The sequence below is a fragment of the Rhodobacteraceae bacterium LMO-JJ12 genome (assembly GCA_021555075.1).
In the GTDB taxonomy this organism is placed as follows: Bacteria; Pseudomonadota; Alphaproteobacteria; order Rhodobacterales; family Rhodobacteraceae; genus JAKGBX01.
This window is the reverse complement of sequence record JAKGBX010000001.1, coordinates 1,698,684-1,714,712: the sequence shown is the minus strand read 5'-3', so window position 1 is coordinate 1,714,712 and position 16,029 is coordinate 1,698,684. Positions and strand designations below refer to the sequence as shown.

Genomic DNA, 16,029 nt, shown 5'->3' with positions numbered 1-16,029 from the left:
CGCAAGAGCCCTCGAAGCCCCCGCTCGCCGCGGACCTCGTTCCGCCCGCCAGGCTACCGGTCATCTGCGACCATCGCCACGCAAAACCCGGCTCCAAAAAATCTGCAGAGGCAGCCCAGCGCTCACAAGAATTGCCTCCCGAAACGGATCACCATCAAGCTGATCTCAATCCCCACCAAGCCCGCTTGAGTGGAAAGACATGCATTCGTTCTCACGCTCAATGGATCAGTCGCCATCTTGTCGGGTCAGGTACCGGCCTCCTTATGGCGTAACCTATGCTCTTGGCCCGGCCCAACTACCGCATCAGTTCATGGCCATCGTTGACACCACCGACAGCTGTCGCCGCTCACACACTTCCCCACTCAATTTACAATCTGGCGGACTTGCCATCGTAAGCCTCCCATACTATCTGCTCAGCTTATCATATTCGGAACAACTCCATGCCCAAGCCAATCGACGTCGACACCACCTCCTTTCTGATCCTCGACATCGCGCGCCTGTTGCGCGCCGAATTTGAACGCCGTGTGGGCGAAGCCGAACTTGGCGTAACCCCGAGTGAAGCGCGGACATTGGCTACTGTGGCGCGGTTCGGGCCGTTGCGTCAGCACGATCTGGCTGACCAAACCGGTCTTGGCGCGATGAGCGTCACAACGGTTCTGGATCGGTTGGAAACGGCTGGTTTGATCCGCCGCGATTGCGATCCCCACGATCGCCGGGCCAAGTTGGTCCGCGTGACAGACAACGCGGCGCCGCTTTTGGCGCAGTTGCGAGGTATCGGAGACGAGGTGCGCAGTATCACACGCGGCACCATCGCGACCGATGATTGGGATTGCTTTCGCAATTTGCTGAAAGTTGCGCGCGACAACCATCTTGCCGCCCATCGCAGCCAGCGCGCATCAGGGGCAGCATAAACATGGCCGACACTTCCCCCCCCGCATCGTCGATTCCAGTTCAGCCTAGCATGTCCATTCGCCGCGTCAGCCTGATCGGCGCACTATTTATTGCCACCGGTCCGATTGCCATGGCGTTATATACCCCGGCAATGGCCGAAGTTGTCGCCGACTTTGGTACGACGAACGCCATGGCCAAGATGACATTGACGCTGTATTTTGCCGGTTTTGCCACCGCGCAACTCATTGCAGGGCCGATATCAGACGCGTTGGGTCGCCGACCTGTTATCATAGGTTTCATGGCAATATTTCTCGCCGCTAGCCTGCTGGCGCTCATTGCGCCTTCCATCGAAACGCTGATTGCGGCGCGGTTCGTGCAGGGTATCGGCGCCAGCGCCGGTGTCGCGATTTCGCGCGCCATTGTGCGCGACATGTATCAAGGCGACGAATCCTCGCGCATCATGAACCTGATGGGAATCATCCTTGCCGTTGCACCCGCGCTGGCCCCGACCCTGGGCGGGCTTTTGGTGACGCATGCGGGGTGGCGGTCGGTTTTCCTCGCAATGACCTTGTTTGGAGTGATGGTGATCGCCGTAACGCTGTGGGGGCTGCGCGAAACCGTGATTCCCGATCGTCGCCGCCTGAACCTGCGCAGTCTGGCGAGTTCCTATGTCACGCTGGCGGCGAACCGGCATTTCATGACCACGTCGTTGACCATCGCCGGGGCAATCGGCGCGATTTATGCGCAAGCGACGATCCTGCCTTTCATCCTTATGCAAGAACTCGGACTGAGCCCGACCGAATTTGGAATGGGTATGCTGATGCAATCGGGCAGTTTTCTTGCCGGGTCGTTGGTGTTGCGCCAACTTATGAAACGCTTCAGCGCCTATCGCTTGGTACCTCCGGGGCTGGCATTCATCGCCTTGGGAAGTGGGTTGATCCTGACGTTGTTGATCGGAGAACCCTCGTTCCTGCGCGTGATGGCCCCCGTCGCGGTCTATACCTTCGGCATCGCCTTTGTGATGCCCGCGATGACAACCGCCGCTCTGGCACCATTTCCACATATTGCCGGAGCCGCCTCTTCGCTCATGGGGTTCATGCAGATGGGAGCCGGGCTGTTTGTCGGATCGCTGGCAGCACTTTTTTCCGATCCCGTGGTTGCGCTGGCGCTGCTGATCCCGTTGATGGGGGCGCTGGCCTGCCTGTCCTACCTCTTTTATCGACTGCATCCGCATCTTGCCGAACCTGAACCACGACAAGGTGCAATCAGCGGACCGCCCGCGGGGCGTTCGATGATTACACCGCGTGCGGATTGACTGCCACGCCGCGGGGTGCATTGTGCCAAAACGCCGACAGAAAAGACCTGACCCATGAAAAAACGCATTTTCCTCGTTATTGTCCTGCTAACGGCTATGGCTGTCGGGATCATCGGATTCGACAGTTTCCGTAGCACCATGATCTCGGAATTCTTCGCCAATCGGCAGATCCCGCCGGTCACAGCCCCAGTCTATGAGGTCAAACCCCGCGACTGGACACCAGTGATTTCCGCCATCGGTACCATTGATGCGAAGCATGGCGTCGAACTTACAGTTGAGGCTGCCGGCATCATCAAGGCACTGAATTTTGCCGCCAACGATAACGTTAAAAAGGATTCCTTGCTGATACGCCTGGATGATACTGTGCAGATCGCAGATCTTGAGGCGCAGCGCACTCAGGCGCGGCTCGATGAGCAGGCACTTGAGCGCACACGTGAATTGCAAGGAAGGGGCATCCGCTCAGGTGTATCGCTGGACGAGGCTGAAGCACGGGCCGAAACCTCGCGCGCTCAGGTAGCCAAGCTACAGGCTGTCGTGGCAACCAAGCGCCTGCTCGCACCGTTCGATGGCACCATCGGCATTCCGCGCGTGGATGTGGGCAGCTATGTGGCGCCGGGTACAATCATTGCAACTTTGCAGGATCTCAACTCGCTCTACGTCGATTTCAAAGTTGCCGAACAACAATTCGGCCTTGTGTCCAATGGTCAGAAGGTTCGGGTCATGGTCAAGGATGGCGCGCCCGCTCTGGAGGGTAGGATCGCAGGCATCGACCCAAAAATCGACGCCGCAACGCGGCTCGGATCGGTCCGGGCCGAAGTTGTAGCCGGTGATATACCGCTGATTCCAGGTCAGTTTGTTCAGGTCGAAGTCCAACTGCCAACGCAGACCAACGTGCTGGCCGTGCCTCACACCGCCATCGTCACCAGCCTATATGGCGACCACGTTTTTGTTTTGCGTCCCGTCGAAAATGACGCGGGCAAATTCGAGGCGCGGCAGGTTTTCGTGACCGCCGGGCGCCGCTCAGACGACATCGTCGAGATTGTCAAGGGCATTGCGCCGGGCGACAGGGTAGTAATCGCGGGGCAAAACCGGCTGTCCAACGGCTCGCCCGTAAACCCGGACAATACCGTGGCGCCCCTGATGGAGAATGAGTCCACTAATTCCGACAAGGCAGCATCTCAATGAGCCCCTCGAACACCTTCATCCGGCGGCCGGTCTTGTCCACAGTGTTGGGCGCGTTGATTCTGCTTCTGGGGTTCCAGGGCCTGTTCAACCTGCCCGTACGTGAATACCCCGAAGTCGAAGAGACAGTGATCACTGTCACCACGATCTATCCCGGAGCAAGTGCGGATCTGATCCAGGGTTTTATCAGCGCACCAATCTCAGGCGCTGTATCGACCACTGAAAACATCGACTATGTCAGCGCTACAAGCCGCCCCTCGGCCAGCGTCGTGACGGTGCGAATGAAGCTGGGCGCCAATCCCGATATCGCCCTCACCGAGGTTATGTCCAAGGTCCAACAGGTGCGCGGAAAACTGCCCCAAGGGGCCGAGGATCCGACCATCGTCAAGGGCACCGGGCGCAGTTTTGCCACCATGTATCTGGCGATGCAAAACCCGAACATGAGCTCTGAGCAGTTGACCGAATATATTGACCGGGTGATCCGCCCGCGCATGTCAACCATTGAGGGCGTAGCCGAAATTCAGATCATGGGCGCTTCGGACTATTCGATGCGAGTATGGGTCGACCCGGTGAAACTGGCCTCACGCGGTGTTACCGCGGCCGAAGTGATGGGGGCAATCAACGCCTCGAACTTTCTGGCGGCACCGGGCAAGACCCAAAACGCCTATGTCGCGTATCCAATTTCGGTACAATCCACCTTGCAAACGCCCGAAGCTTTCGGCGCGCTACCGCTAAAGTCGTCGCCTGAGGGCGTAGTGCGGCTTCGTGAGGTGGCAGAGGTCGAGTTGGCCGCCGCCAGCACCAGCACCATCGTCAATTTCAACGGTGAACGCGGCGTGTTCATCGGCGTATTTCCAACACCTTCGGCCAACCCGCTGAACACCGCAAGCGCAGTGATCAAAGATCTGCCCGCGATCCGCAACAGCCTGCCTGAAGGCATGCAGCTGACGCTGATGTATGACGCAACCGAAGCCATCGGGGCCTCGATTGACGAGGTCTTCAAAACCATCGCCGAAGCGGTCGGTATCGTCGTGCTGGTCATCCTGCTGTTCCTTGGGTCGTTCCGCTCGGTCCTGATGCCGATCGTCACCATCCCGCTGTCTCTGATCGGGGTGAATTTCGTCCTCTACATGTTGGGTTACTCTATCAACCTGCTGTCACTTCTTGCGATGGTTCTGGCCATCGGATTGGTGGTCGATGACGCTATTGTCGTGGTCGAAAACATCCACCGGCATATTGAAGACGGCATGTCGCCGAAACAGGCGGCGTTCAAGGGCATGTCCGAAATCACCGGGCCGGTAATCGCCATGACCATCACGCTGGCCGCCGTGTTCACTCCGCTTCTGTTCACCGGCGGGCTAACGGGCGCACTATTCTCGGAATTTGCCATGACGCTGGCCGGGGCGGTGATCATTTCCGGGATTGTCGCCCTGACAATTACGCCGATGATGACCTCGCGATTGCTCAAGAAGGGTGGTCACAGCCGCTTCCAAAAGGCGGTCGACAACAGCTTCGAACGTCTGGCGGGATGGTATGAACGTCGCGTCCGTTCGTCGCTGGACTATCGTCCTGTGACCTTGATCCTGGTCGCCGGACTTGCGGGCTTGACCGGTTTCATGTTCCTGCACACGTCCAGCGAACTGGCGCCGGAAGAAGACCGCGGCGCACTGTTTTCGCTGGTCAATGCGCCCAGCTATGCAACCGCAGACTATACTTCACTCTATACCAACCAGATACGCGCGCTAACTAAAGACATCCCCGAGTTGGAGGCAAATTTTTCTGTCATTGGCATGGGCGGGCAAACCAACTCCGCTTTTGCGCTCTGGGCGTTCAAGGACTGGGCGCAACGCGACCGTTCGCAAAAGCAACTTCAGAGCGACATTCAGGCCCGGTTGGCACCGGTTTCCGGCGTCGAACCATTGGTCTTCGCGCCTCCTTCGCTCCCCGGCGCGGGCGGCGGGTTGCCGATCTCGATGGTGATCCAATCAACCGGCACCCCCGATCGTGTATCCGAGGTGACCGAGAGCATCAAAAAACGAGCGATGGCCACAGGCCAGTTCATCGTCGTGCAGAATTCACTCGCCTTCAATCAACAGCAGGTGATTGTGACCATCGACCGCGACCGCGCCGCGGCGCTGAACCTGTCGATCCGTGACATCGGCACAACGCTGGGCCTGCTGGTGAGCGATGGAGCCATCGCTCAATTCGACCGCGAGAGTAACAGCTACGACATCATCGTGCAGGTGCCACAACGTTTCCGCAATAATCCCGAAAAGTTGGGCGAATTCTTTGTGCGTTCCGTCACCGGTGACATGGTTCCGTTGTCCGCCGTGGTGAATATCTCAACCGATGTGACCGCCTCGGCTATCGAACAGTTCGACCAATTGAATTCATCGACCTTATCGGCGATGCCAATGCTGGGCGTAACCACGGGCACCGCGTTGCAGACTCTGGTGGACATCGCGCGCGAGGAAATGCCCGACGGTTTTTTCATCGACTATACCGGTCAGTCGCGGCTCGAGGTTGAGGAAGGCAATACGATCGCCATAGCCTTTGTGCTGGCGCTTACGGTGATCTATCTGGTTCTGGCCGCACAGTTTGAGAGCTTCCGCGATCCCTTCATCATCATGATGTCGGTGCCGTTGTCCATGTTCGGGGCGATGGTGCCGCTGTTCTTTGGCCTGTCAACGCTCAACATCTACACCCAAGTCGGATTGATCACCCTGATCGGGCTGATCACAAAGCACGGCATCCTGATGGTCGAGTTTGCCAACCAACATCGCCACGAACACGGTTCAAACCGTCGCGAGGCGATCACTGCCGCGGCCAAGACCCGACTACGCCCGATCCTGATGACCACGGCGGCGATGGGCCTTGGCGTGGTGCCGCTAATCCTTGCCAGCGGTGCCGGTGCAGCCGCGCGGTATTCGATGGGTCTTGTGATCTTTTCCGGTATCATGGTCGGCACGATTTTCACGTTGTTTGTGGTGCCAATGTTTTACACATATATTTCTCGCCGCGACATTATCGAAGAAACCGAAGACGACCGACCGCCTCTCAAAGCTGGCTGATCCGTGCCACCAAAGAAGTTTTGCGGACTCATGTTGAACCACAATTTGAACTCTAGACGTCCTAGCAATACTGCTGATTCATCGGCCCGGCACACCTGCCTCGGCGCGTTTGTGCTTGCGCGACATGCAGCGTGGACCATTTGGTGCTCGCATGACACTCTTCCGACGCAGCACCCCTGCCCGGTTTCTGAATCTTTGACGATAGGGCTTTGAACATGTCAATCCAAACCAGTCCGGCCCCCATCGCCGCGCCCAGTGGCAGACGTATTCGCACCGCACTTACCGAAGCATTTCTTGCAGGCGGGCGCATGCCGGTCTGCCAGGCGGCTCAAGGACAGATTCTGACCCACGAAAGCGCACATGCTGATCATGCCCTGTTAGTGCTGAACGGCTGGATCGCCCTCTCCAAGACACTGATGGCTGGTGATACCGAGATCATCGACGTAATGCTGCCGGGGGATTTTGCGTTGATCGGCACAAGGATCGTTCCGGTTGCCGCCTGCACAGTCGAGGCTCTGAGCAAAGTCGAATACATCATAATCCGGCCCGACAGAGCCAACGGCCCAGATGCGGCCTCCGCCAACCTGCGCGAGGTTCTGGCCGCGTCCATCCTGACGACACAGGCGCGCTTCTCCGAATTGTTGCTGCGTCTGGGGCGCAGCAATGCGGTAAACAGAATTGCCTATGCACTCCTTGAGTTTCACACGAGGCTGCAAGCGGTTGGGCTTACCAACGGCGCAGTTTTCGAATTCCCGATCACTCAGCATAAGTTCGGCGAATTTACCGGCCTGACGAATGTTCACGTTTGCCGCACCATGCGCCGATTGGAACGCGACGGGATCATCGCGCATCCAGCACCCGACATGATCGAACTGAAAGATATGAACGCGCTCTGCGCCCTCGCGGACATAGACCTCGATCTCTTTCGCAAGGAGATCCTGATCAATCGACCGGTTCACGCCATACACGACTAACGTGTTTCAACGATCTCGCCCAGTGCCTGACCGGCCAGTTCCTCACTGGCATCCCTTGCGATATCACCCAGCGAAACTACGCCCACCAGACGGCCACTGTTGTCACACACCACAAGGCGCCTGACCTGCGTGTCCCCCATGAGCTGTGCAATGCTCACGACGTCTTGATCCGCGCGACAGGTATGAACGCGTGGCGTCATCACCGCGCTGACCGGAAGATCGGCACTTGGGGTGATGTCTGCCAGCATTCTGATCACCAGATCACGATCTGTCACCACGCCAATCGGGCGACCTCCTTCACACACAGGCAACATCCCGATATCTCGGTCCATCATCAGCGCAGCCGCCGCGCGCACCGACGTGTTTGGCCCCACACTTGATACCTTCGCCCGCATGACGTTATGAACCAACATTCTGTTCTCGCCAAAGTTCATCGGTCTGCCTCCTCGCCTGCCCGCCTGCGCCTGTCGCGCGCCCTGATAGCCTCAAATCCGACAATCACATCCAAAAGTTCAGTTGTTATTTCGCTTTGCCGAACCTGGCGCGTCTCGCCGCGCAACTCTTCCAGCTTTTCATCGACAGATTGCTCGGCCTGGCTCATCCGCGCCAGACGCGCGGCATTCTCGGTTACCAAAGCCTCGGCGCAGGCGCGATAGAGCGTGGCAAACAGAAAGTTGCGGATCAGCGCGGCGAGAAGAACCGGCGCAGGCAGCGAGAATTGCGGCAGGCTTCGCGCGGGCCAGGGGCGCCGCGCAAGCTCGTCAAGCAGGCCCGTATCCAGCGGCAAGAGTACTTGCGAAACCGGCCCCTGGCGGCCATGCAAGCCACGCTGACTGTAGACCAGCATAACCGCGATGTCGTATGCACCGGCCTCTACGCGGATCCGCTCCAGCCAAGTGACCAATTCGCCCGCCAACCGGTTCAACCCGTCCGCATTGGCGGGTGGCAACATCACTGCCTCGGGAACCATGTGTTCGCCGCTCAGCGCATCCTGCATCTGCGCCCCGACACAGACTATTCGCGTAGACCCATCTGGTGCAACGTGACGCGCAGCCTCAGCAGCCAACAATTCGTTGTAGTTCCCGCAAAGCCCGTGATCCGACCCCATCACGACGATTACGTCTTTCATGCCCCCCGGTCGATCCTGAACCAGAGGGCCGTTGCAATGCAAGAAGGCATGTAAAGCATCCAGCACCGTATCGCGCCAGGCATCGATAGATCGTGCCGCCTGTTCATAGGGCGCGGCATTGATCGCCGACATGGTCTTCATCGTGCGCACGATTCCCCGGATGCTCTGCATCGTATCGGTGCGCCGTATAAGCCGTTCAAGCGTCTGCGCCATTTCAAACCTCCGACACAGCCGAGCGGGCGGCATCGACAATACGCGCGCGATCGTTGTCGTCCAGCCTGTGATCCGAACGAATAATCTCGCCCGTCTCGTCATCATCGCGCCGCACAACCGCCCTTACCGCATCCATCGCCGTGGCTATCCGGGCTTCGGTCATACCGTCAAAGACACCATCCATCGCCGATAGCAGCACTGCCAGTTGTTCGTCGCCCGACATCGGGTCGCGTTCCGGTTGGCGCAGCGCGGCGCGCACCGCCGCGCCACGCACCAGCCGTTTGCGGGTATCGTCATCAAGGCGAGTGCCAAAGCCGGCAAACTCCTCCAGTTCCTCGAACTGAGACAGCGTCACACGCAGGTTGCCCGCAACATCGCGAAACGCGCGCGCCTGCGCCTTGCCCCCTACCCGCGACACCGAAACCCCCAGGTCAACTGCAGGAAACTGGTTTCGGCGCACCAGACGTGGTGAGAGATAGATCTGGCCATCGGTGATCGAAATCAGGTTGGTCGGGATATAGGCCGACAAGTTCTCGGCCTGGGTCTCGACCACCGGCAGCGCGGTGATCGAGCCGCCACCGGCGCTCGGCACAAACTGGCCAGAGCGCTCCAAAAGCCGCGCGTGTACAAAAAAGATATCGCCGGGAAACGCCTCGCGCCCCGGCGGGCGACGCAAGAGTAGAGACAATTCGCGATAGGATTGGGCATGGTGCGTGAGATCGTCAAACACGATCAGCACATCGCGCCCGTCTGCGGCCAGAACTTCGGCCATCGTCATCGCGCCGTAGGGCGCAACAAATGCTAGGCCCGGAGCCTCTTCGTCGCCCGCGACCATGATGATCGTATTTTCCAACATCGCGCCATCGCGAATGGCCCCAATCGCCTTGGCCACAGCATCGCCACGTTGCCCGATGGCGCAATAGATGCACAGGACGCCAGTATTCTTCTGATTTAGGATTGTGTCGATGGCGATTGACGTCTTGCCAGTTTGCCTGTCGCCAATGATCAACTCGCGCTGCCCCAGCCCCACCGGAACCGCAGCATCGACTGCTTTCAGCCCAGTAGCAAGAGGGCGTGAAACCGGCGCACGGCTCAGAATATCAGGTGCTTCAATCTCGATGGGCCGCCGCCGAACGCTTGTAACCGGTCCGCGCCCATCACGCGGTCGCCCCAGCGCATCGACAACCCGGCCAAGCAAAGACGCACCGACGGCAACGCTGACCACCCGCCCCGTGCGGCGCACATCCGTGCCCGGAACAACCGAGCCAGACGGCCCTAGAAGCACCACGCCCAAACGGTTTGGCTCAAGATCGAACACCACGCCCGACAGCCCGCCTTCAAATTCCAATAGTTCATCCACCAGCGCACGCGCCAGACCTGTCACAACAGCAATACCGTCACCAATCTCGGCGACACGTCCGATTTCGCTCAACCGCGGCTCAGGTGGAGGCGCATCCAGCACTGCCTGAAGCAGAGCGCCAAACTCTTCGTCAACCTGACTACGCGGCATTGGCGTGCTCCTTGCGCTCTGCCTGCTCATCAAGAATGTCCTGAAGCCCTTCGACATAGCTGTCCACGCTCCAGCCAAGTTGCGCCCCGCCCAATCGAAGGTTGAGACCGGGTGACTGGCCTGGATCGGTCTTGAATGTGACCTCGATTGCAGGCATCGCCTTTTTAAGCTGATCTTCTAACTGCCTGCGGTTCTGCGGACGCAGTGTATCGCGCGTCGTGATCACTGCCTCCCGACCGTCCCCGGCCGCCGCAGTCAGATCCCCCGTCATCTGCGAAAGACGCGTAGCCGCGCGTGCAACGATGCGTTCCTCAAGCGTCTCACCTGCGAGATCGTTCAGCGCCTTGCGGGTCAACGCCACGAGCGCAGTCGCCCCCTTATGTTGCAAATCAGCGCGAAAGCGGCGGGTCTCGGCAATGCGTTCTTCCTCTCGCGCCAAGCGTTCGCGCTCAAGCCGCTCACGCGCCTGACGCAATACGGCGTCGCGTTCAGCTTCCGCCGCTTCACGCGCTTGTGCCAGCAAATCTTCGCGACCCGACTGGAGGCCCTCGATTTCGGCCTTGTGTTCAGCCTTGGCGGCCTCGGCCGCTTCACACAGTGTTGCAGCCTCCGCCATGCGCGCTGCGATCTCACGTTCGCGCGCATCAATCCCGTCAAGGATAGGCCGGTAGAGGAACCGTTTCAGCAACCAGACCAGCACCAGGAAATTGGCAATCTGGGCCGCAACGGTGATCCAATCGATAGACATCGTCAGCCACCCGTACCTTGCGCCGCTGCCTCCAGCGCCGCATTCCAGAACGGATTGGCAAACAGCAGGATCATCGCAACGACAAAACAGTAAATGGCGGTGGATTCGATCATGGCAAGGCTGACGAACAGCGTGCGCGACAACGTCGATGCCGCATCCGGTTGCTGCGCGATGGAACTGAGAGCGGTGGCTGCGGCGCGCCCTTCACCTAACGCCGGGCCGAGTGCGCCAAACGAAACGGTCAGTCCTGCTGTGAAAATCGAAATTGCGGCGATGATGGAAAGATCGGTCATGTCTGCTCCTTTGGAGTTTCGTTTGTCGTGTCGGGCGGTGCGGTGGCCGACGAGATATAAACGGTGGCAAGAATGGCAAAAATATAGGCCTGGATAACGCCGGTCAGCAGGCCCAGCATGTCCATCACCACCGGAAAGAAGAACGGCGCGACACCCAGCAGGATCGCGGCTATGACAGCCCCGCTCATGACATTGCCATAGAGCCGGATCGCAAGAGACACCCCGCGCGACGCTTCGCCGATGATGTTGAAGGGCAGCATGATGATATTGGGTTCGATATAGCCATGCAGATAGCCACCCACCCCCCTGCTGGCGACCCCGAATATCGGCACCGCGACCAGCACCGCCAGCGCCAGCGCCACGGTGGTCGAAAGCGACGCCGTTGGCGAATGCCAGCCGGGCACGACCATCAGCAGGTTGGACGTGACTATGAACAGAAACAACGTACCCGAGAAATAGAGCAACCGGCGATCGGGCCGCGCGCTGATCTCGTCAATCTGCCCCTGGATTGTCAACACGATTTCTTCCAGAACGGTACGCCAGCGGTCGGGCGGCACATCGGGGCGCAGGTTGCGGGTGATCAAGATCGACGCCACCGTCAACAGAGCCATGACGATCCAGGTGAACAGGATCGTTGCGTTGAGCGGCAGACCGTAAATCGTGAAAACAATCGTGTTGTCAGGAGTCAGCTCCATAGCGCACTCCTTTCGACAGTCTTCGGCCTAAGAGACGCGAGCAGAACAAAGCGCAACGCAATAAATGCCAACGCGAAACCTGCCAGCGCCGTGGCGCCTTGCCCCGCGATCCACCAACCCGCTGCAAGCAGCAGCGCAATCCGGATGACCGAACTTGGCAGCAAAACAGCCATCGGTCGCGCTACCCGCAATGCCAGCCGCATGCCCAGGGCCAGCCCGGCGAAAAACAGCGTTCCCACCACCAAACCCGCCCCCGCTCCAAATACAAAAGCAGTCCAGTCGATTTCAATAATCATCCGCCCTTCTCCTTGTCGATCCAGACCCAGGCAATCATCACGCCAATCGCCACCCCGCCCAGGATCAACGCGATGGTCCACGAAAAGCTCTGCGGATATGCCCGCTCCAGCCATAGCCCAAGGAAAGCCCCACCCACCGTCGGCACAGCAACTGACCAGCCGACCATTCCGAAAGTGCTGATGCCACGCAGCGGGCTTGGCCCCGGATGGTCGCGCGCCGCCTTCTTGCGGGCAGCGCCGCGCCCGATCTCCTCGGCCTGGTTGTTTCGTTTTTCGCTCATGCCTTGGTTCTCAGCCCGGCAAAGCGGCGCACCAGATCTGCCTCGAGACGCGAGAGCGCGACACGTGCGACACGCTCTTCATCTTCAACTGTGTCATAGAACGCGCCCACTGTTTCACGAAGCGACTCCAGATCGGCGCTCTCGACACCGCGCCGCACCGCGATATCTACCTTTCGACCTATCTTGACCAGCAAGCCCTCATCAATTCCGAAAACCCTCTCTATGCCGTTTGGCTGATCGATCAACAGCACCGACGGCACCAGCGCAGTGACGAAGTCGATATGGCCCGGCAATATCCCGAACGCGCCGTTTTCACCCACCGCATTCAGCCCCACCGCCGGCCCCTCGAACAGCGAAGCACCCGGAAGCCCGATCCGAATCCGCATTGGTCCATCCGTGTTCATCGAGCGCCCCCAATCTCGGACAGCGCCCCAATCATGTAATAGGCGCTTTCTGGCTGCTCGAATGTGTCCTGCGCCAGGATCTCTTCGCACCCCTGCAATGTCACCTCCATCGGAACCAACCGCCCTGACGTGCCGCTGGAGGCACTTACCGTGGCAAAGGGTTGTGTCAGGAACCGCTCCAATCGCCGCGCGCGCGCAACGATGGCACGGTCATGCGCCGACAACTCCTCAATACCCAGCATGGCGATGATATCGCGAAGATCTTCGTATTCCGCCAGCGTTCGGCGCACACCACGAGCAATGTCGTAATGCCGCTGTCCGACCACGTTCGGCGTTAGCATGACCGAGTTCGACACCAACGGATCCACCGCCGGGTAAAGCCCTTCGCTCGCCCGCTTGCGCGACAGCACGACCGAAGCCGATAAATGCGAAAAGATATGCGCCGCAGCCGGATCGGTGAAATCGTCGGCCGGCACATATACCGCTTGAATCGAGGTAATCGCCCCCTTGCGGGTCGAGGCGATGCGCTCTTGCAGGCTGGCCAATTCGGTCGCCAGCGTCGGCTGATAGCCCACACGGCTTGGCATCCGCCCCATCAGGCCCGACACTTCCGACCCCGCTTGCACAAAACGAAAGATGTTGTCGATCAGCAAGAGCACATCTTGTTCACGGTCGTCACGAAACCATTCGGCCATGGTCAGCGCCGCCTTACCGACCAGAAAACGCACACCGGGCGGCGCGTTCATCTGCCCGAACAGCATGACCATCTTGTCGCGCACACCCGCCTCGCCCATCTCACGCCAAAGCTCTTCGGCCTCACGCGAGCGCTCGCCGATACCACAGAACAGGCTGACACCGTGATGATGCTCAAGCGTGTTGTGAATGAGCTCACTGAGAAGAACGGTCTTGCCGACCCCAGCACCGCCGAACAGACCGGTCTTGCCACCTCGTTCGATCGGCGCCAGCAGATCAATTGCCTTGATCCCGGTCTCCAACACTTCTGCGCGCAAGACCCGCTCTGACAGCGGCGGCGGCGCGCGATGAATAGATCTGGTTTCATCGGTCACGGGCGGCGGCAATCGGTCTATCGGGGCGCCGAACAGATCGAGCATTCGTCCCAGCACCGCCTCCCCCACCGGAACCTTGATCGGCCCGCCCGTGGCCCGAACCGGCACGCCAATCCCAAGCCCGTTGGCCGGGGCCAGCGCAATACAACGCGCAGCACCGTTTTCGACGAAAGTCATGACTTGCATCGGGATTTCGCCCGCGAAGAGCAATTCGTCAATCAGCGGGCCATCCCCTGCGAAGACGACATCGACAACGCCGCCACGCACGGCGACGATCCTTCCGTCCGCCAATTGCTTTGCCCCAATTTCGCGCGCGTCTTTCATGGATTATCCGGCGCTCATGCCACCATCGACGGGATATTGTCCGCCCGTGATGAAACCCGCCTCATCCGAGGCGAGAAACAGCACCAGATTGGCGACGTCCAGAGTTTCGCCATAGCGCGCAAGAGGTATCGTTGTCTCAAGCTGTTTCTTTACCTCTTGGGCATGGCCGGGGCTGAACCCATCTTCCAGCGAACGCATCATTCGGGTGTTAACTGGCGACGGATGCACCGAATTTACACGCACATTTGCGCCAGCAGCTTCGATCGCGGCGGCGCGGGTCATACCGACTACGGCGTGTTTCGAGGTAATGTAAGGCGCGACGTTCGGACTGCCCTGCAGCCCCGCAATCGACGACATGTTGATCACGCTGCCCGATTTCTGGCGCATCATCACCGGCAAAACATGCTGCAACCCAAGGAAAGCCCCGCGCACGTTCACCGCGATCACCCGGTCGAAATCCGCGATATCCTGATCGACCAGCGGGGCAACCTTGCCCTCAATACCGGCATTGTTGAAGAAAACATCGATGCGCCCGAACCGCTCAACCGTGGCCTCGACATAGCGGGCAACATCCTCGGCTGAGGACACGTCGGCGGTGATGGTCAAGACATCATCCCCCTTACCGAGATCGGCAGATGCCTTTTGCAGATCGTTCTTGTTAAGATCGACCAGAGCAACCTTCGCACCCTCGGCGAGAAACAGGCGTGCCGTTTCCAGACCAATTCCCGCCGCGCCGCCAGTGATAAGTGCAATCTTGTCTTTCAAACGTTTCATTGATCATCTCCAATACATTATCGCGTGGCACCGGGTTCCAACCGTCTCGTGAGAGACTGACGGAACGCCTTCAAACCGCCGGATCGCGCCGGGCCATCGCCCTTCGATCAAATCCGCAGTCAAGTTGTCTGTCAATTCTGAGCGATGTTGCGAGGCTTCGCATTAACCGACGTTAACGATTCAGAAAAATGGCTCAGCGATACGGCGCGACACGACACGACAACATCAGCCCCAATTATGTCCGGTCAAACCATCTGAGACGGTTTAGACATCGCGCGGTATTTGCGATGGTATTGATCCGGGTCAATGCAAATGCCCCGGATTTGCCCGATAGTGAGCCATAGAAGCTGAATCGAAAAGGAACTCAGTATGGCAAATCGCGAAAACATGAAGCCTTCGGAAGTCGATGCCCTAAATGCCGCTCAGGTTGAATTTAGCGCAATTCCGCGTTTCTTAGCGCCGCAGGCAAAGCACTTCCTGCAGGCACAAGAGCGTTTTCTCGGTGAAATGGAGAAATTCTCGTCGAACTGGTTTCAGCGCCGTCAAGAAGCAACACGTTCCATGATCGAAGCTGGTCGAAAAATCCTGTCAGAAGGTCAGACAGATCCGGCGGGCGCAATCAAGAAAATCACCGAATGGCAGACCCATTCGATGGAACGTCTGGCAGAAGATGCCAAGGCTTGCACAGAAATGATGACGAATTGCACAGGCGCGTTTGTTCAAAACGAGGTCGAGGCAATCGAAGAAACGGCCGAGGCCACGCAGAAGTCGGCAAAAACCAGCAAATCCACACCGGTCTGACCGATAAATCAGGTGGGTGTTTCTGGACAGGCAAAAAACCCCAACGCAGGAATTGTGCGCA

Annotated in this window: 17 protein-coding genes; 6 read left to right on the top strand and 11 right to left on the bottom strand. The window is 58.9% G+C overall.

Translation table 11 applies throughout. From position 1 onward, the window contains the following. Positions 1-440: 440 nt before the first annotated feature. The 5 genes from LZG00_08225 (at position 441) to LZG00_08205 (ending at position 7,433) form a co-directional block, all read left to right on the top strand. Positions 441-911: a MarR family transcriptional regulator gene (locus LZG00_08225; GenBank protein ID MCF3593984.1), complete on the top strand. Its 471-nt coding sequence runs from the start codon at positions 441-443 to the stop codon at positions 909-911. A 2-nt stretch (positions 912-913) separates the two neighbouring features. Beyond that, positions 914-2,206: a multidrug effflux MFS transporter gene (locus tag LZG00_08220; GenBank protein ID MCF3593983.1), complete on the top strand. Its 1,293-nt coding sequence runs from the start codon at positions 914-916 to the stop codon at positions 2,204-2,206. Positions 2,207-2,260: 54 nt separating this feature from the next. After that, positions 2,261-3,391 carry an efflux RND transporter periplasmic adaptor subunit gene (locus LZG00_08215; GenBank protein MCF3593982.1) on the top strand — a complete coding sequence of 377 codons (1,131 nt, stop codon included), beginning with the start codon at positions 2,261-2,263 and terminating at the stop codon, positions 3,389-3,391. After that, positions 3,388-6,459, top strand: a complete 3,072-nt coding sequence (locus tag LZG00_08210; GenBank protein MCF3593981.1) for an efflux RND transporter permease subunit — start codon at positions 3,388-3,390, stop codon at positions 6,457-6,459. Before LZG00_08215 ends, LZG00_08210 begins: the two co-directional genes overlap by 4 nt. Before the next feature lie 215 nt (positions 6,460-6,674). After that, positions 6,675-7,433, top strand: a complete 759-nt coding sequence (locus tag LZG00_08205; GenBank protein ID MCF3593980.1) for a Crp/Fnr family transcriptional regulator — start codon at positions 6,675-6,677, stop codon at positions 7,431-7,433. On the opposite strand, the gene LZG00_08200 is transcribed toward LZG00_08205, so the two are convergent. From LZG00_08200 to LZG00_08150, 11 genes are read right to left on the bottom strand one after another with little or no spacing between them, the layout of a single operon-like run. Next, the gene (locus tag LZG00_08200; GenBank protein MCF3593979.1) at positions 7,430-7,867 is read right to left on the bottom strand and encodes a CBS domain-containing protein; all 438 of its coding nucleotides are present in this window, start codon (positions 7,865-7,867) and stop codon (positions 7,430-7,432) included. The genes LZG00_08205 and LZG00_08200 overlap by 4 nt on opposite strands. Further along, positions 7,864-8,775, bottom strand: a complete 912-nt coding sequence (locus LZG00_08195) for a F0F1 ATP synthase subunit gamma (protein MCF3593978.1) — start codon at positions 8,773-8,775, stop codon at positions 7,864-7,866. Before LZG00_08195 ends, LZG00_08200 begins: the two co-directional genes overlap by 4 nt. 1 nt (position 8,776) lies before the next feature. Beyond that, positions 8,777-10,285 carry a F0F1 ATP synthase subunit alpha gene (locus LZG00_08190; protein ID MCF3593977.1) on the bottom strand — a complete coding sequence of 503 codons (1,509 nt, stop codon included), beginning with the start codon at positions 10,283-10,285 and terminating at the stop codon, positions 8,777-8,779. Then, the gene (locus LZG00_08185; protein MCF3593976.1) at positions 10,275-11,033 is read right to left on the bottom strand and encodes a F0F1 ATP synthase subunit B; all 759 of its coding nucleotides are present in this window, start codon (positions 11,031-11,033) and stop codon (positions 10,275-10,277) included. Before LZG00_08185 ends, LZG00_08190 begins: the two co-directional genes overlap by 11 nt. A gap of 2 nt (positions 11,034-11,035) precedes the next feature. After that, entirely contained in the window at positions 11,036-11,326 is a 291-nt protein-coding gene (locus LZG00_08180; protein ID MCF3593975.1) for a F0F1 ATP synthase subunit C, read from the bottom strand. Beyond that, positions 11,323-12,021: a F0F1 ATP synthase subunit A gene (locus tag LZG00_08175; GenBank protein MCF3593974.1), complete on the bottom strand. Its 699-nt coding sequence runs from the start codon at positions 12,019-12,021 to the stop codon at positions 11,323-11,325. Before LZG00_08175 ends, LZG00_08180 begins: the two co-directional genes overlap by 4 nt. Beyond that, complete coding sequence (locus LZG00_08170) at positions 12,012-12,317, bottom strand: ATP synthase subunit AtpR (protein ID MCF3593973.1); 306 nt, start codon at positions 12,315-12,317, stop codon at positions 12,012-12,014. The genes LZG00_08175 and LZG00_08170 overlap by 10 nt, the downstream gene beginning before the upstream one ends. Then, entirely contained in the window at positions 12,314-12,598 is a 285-nt protein-coding gene (locus LZG00_08165) for an AtpZ/AtpI family protein (protein MCF3593972.1), read from the bottom strand. The genes LZG00_08170 and LZG00_08165 overlap by 4 nt, the downstream gene beginning before the upstream one ends. Continuing rightward, positions 12,595-13,002, bottom strand: a complete 408-nt coding sequence (locus LZG00_08160; protein ID MCF3593971.1) for an ATPase — start codon at positions 13,000-13,002, stop codon at positions 12,595-12,597. The genes LZG00_08165 and LZG00_08160 overlap by 4 nt, the downstream gene beginning before the upstream one ends. Next, on the bottom strand, positions 12,999-14,393 hold the full coding sequence (gene atpD / locus LZG00_08155; GenBank protein ID MCF3593970.1) for a F0F1 ATP synthase subunit beta: 1,395 nt from the start codon (positions 14,391-14,393) through the stop codon (positions 12,999-13,001). Before atpD ends, LZG00_08160 begins: the two co-directional genes overlap by 4 nt. A 3-nt stretch (positions 14,394-14,396) precedes the next feature. Next, positions 14,397-15,167: an SDR family oxidoreductase gene (locus LZG00_08150; GenBank protein MCF3593969.1), complete on the bottom strand. Its 771-nt coding sequence runs from the start codon at positions 15,165-15,167 to the stop codon at positions 14,397-14,399. A gap of 369 nt (positions 15,168-15,536) precedes the next feature. Here LZG00_08150 and LZG00_08145 point away from each other — a divergent pair, with 369 nt between their 5' ends. After that, positions 15,537-15,968: a hypothetical protein gene (locus LZG00_08145; protein ID MCF3593968.1), complete on the top strand. Its 432-nt coding sequence runs from the start codon at positions 15,537-15,539 to the stop codon at positions 15,966-15,968. Positions 15,969-16,029: the final 61 nt, after the last annotated feature.

Coding starts and splice junctions, on each gene's coding strand:
- LZG00_08225 (MCF3593984.1), top strand. CDS start 441: ATGCCCAAGCCAATCGACGTCGACACCACCTCCTTTCTGATCCTCGAC.
- LZG00_08175 (MCF3593974.1), bottom strand. CDS start 12,021: ATGGAGCTGACTCCTGACAACACGATTGTTTTCACGATTTACGGTCTG.
- LZG00_08210 (MCF3593981.1), top strand. CDS start 3,388: ATGAGCCCCTCGAACACCTTCATCCGGCGGCCGGTCTTGTCCACAGTG.
- LZG00_08145 (MCF3593968.1), top strand. CDS start 15,537: ATGGCAAATCGCGAAAACATGAAGCCTTCGGAAGTCGATGCCCTAAAT.
- LZG00_08190 (MCF3593977.1), bottom strand. CDS start 10,285: ATGCCGCGTAGTCAGGTTGACGAAGAGTTTGGCGCTCTGCTTCAGGCA.
- LZG00_08195 (MCF3593978.1), bottom strand. CDS start 8,775: ATGGCGCAGACGCTTGAACGGCTTATACGGCGCACCGATACGATGCAG.
- LZG00_08200 (MCF3593979.1), bottom strand. CDS start 7,867: ATGAACTTTGGCGAGAACAGAATGTTGGTTCATAACGTCATGCGGGCG.
- LZG00_08170 (MCF3593973.1), bottom strand. CDS start 12,317: ATGATTATTGAAATCGACTGGACTGCTTTTGTATTTGGAGCGGGGGCG.
- LZG00_08150 (MCF3593969.1), bottom strand. CDS start 15,167: ATGAAACGTTTGAAAGACAAGATTGCACTTATCACTGGCGGCGCGGCG.
- LZG00_08165 (MCF3593972.1), bottom strand. CDS start 12,598: ATGAGCGAAAAACGAAACAACCAGGCCGAGGAGATCGGGCGCGGCGCT.
- LZG00_08220 (MCF3593983.1), top strand. CDS start 914: ATGGCCGACACTTCCCCCCCCGCATCGTCGATTCCAGTTCAGCCTAGC.
- LZG00_08185 (MCF3593976.1), bottom strand. CDS start 11,033: ATGTCTATCGATTGGATCACCGTTGCGGCCCAGATTGCCAATTTCCTG.
- LZG00_08180 (MCF3593975.1), bottom strand. CDS start 11,326: ATGACCGATCTTTCCATCATCGCCGCAATTTCGATTTTCACAGCAGGA.
- LZG00_08205 (MCF3593980.1), top strand. CDS start 6,675: ATGTCAATCCAAACCAGTCCGGCCCCCATCGCCGCGCCCAGTGGCAGA.
- LZG00_08215 (MCF3593982.1), top strand. CDS start 2,261: ATGAAAAAACGCATTTTCCTCGTTATTGTCCTGCTAACGGCTATGGCT.
- atpD (MCF3593970.1), bottom strand. CDS start 14,393: ATGAAAGACGCGCGCGAAATTGGGGCAAAGCAATTGGCGGACGGAAGG.
- LZG00_08160 (MCF3593971.1), bottom strand. CDS start 13,002: ATGAACACGGATGGACCAATGCGGATTCGGATCGGGCTTCCGGGTGCT.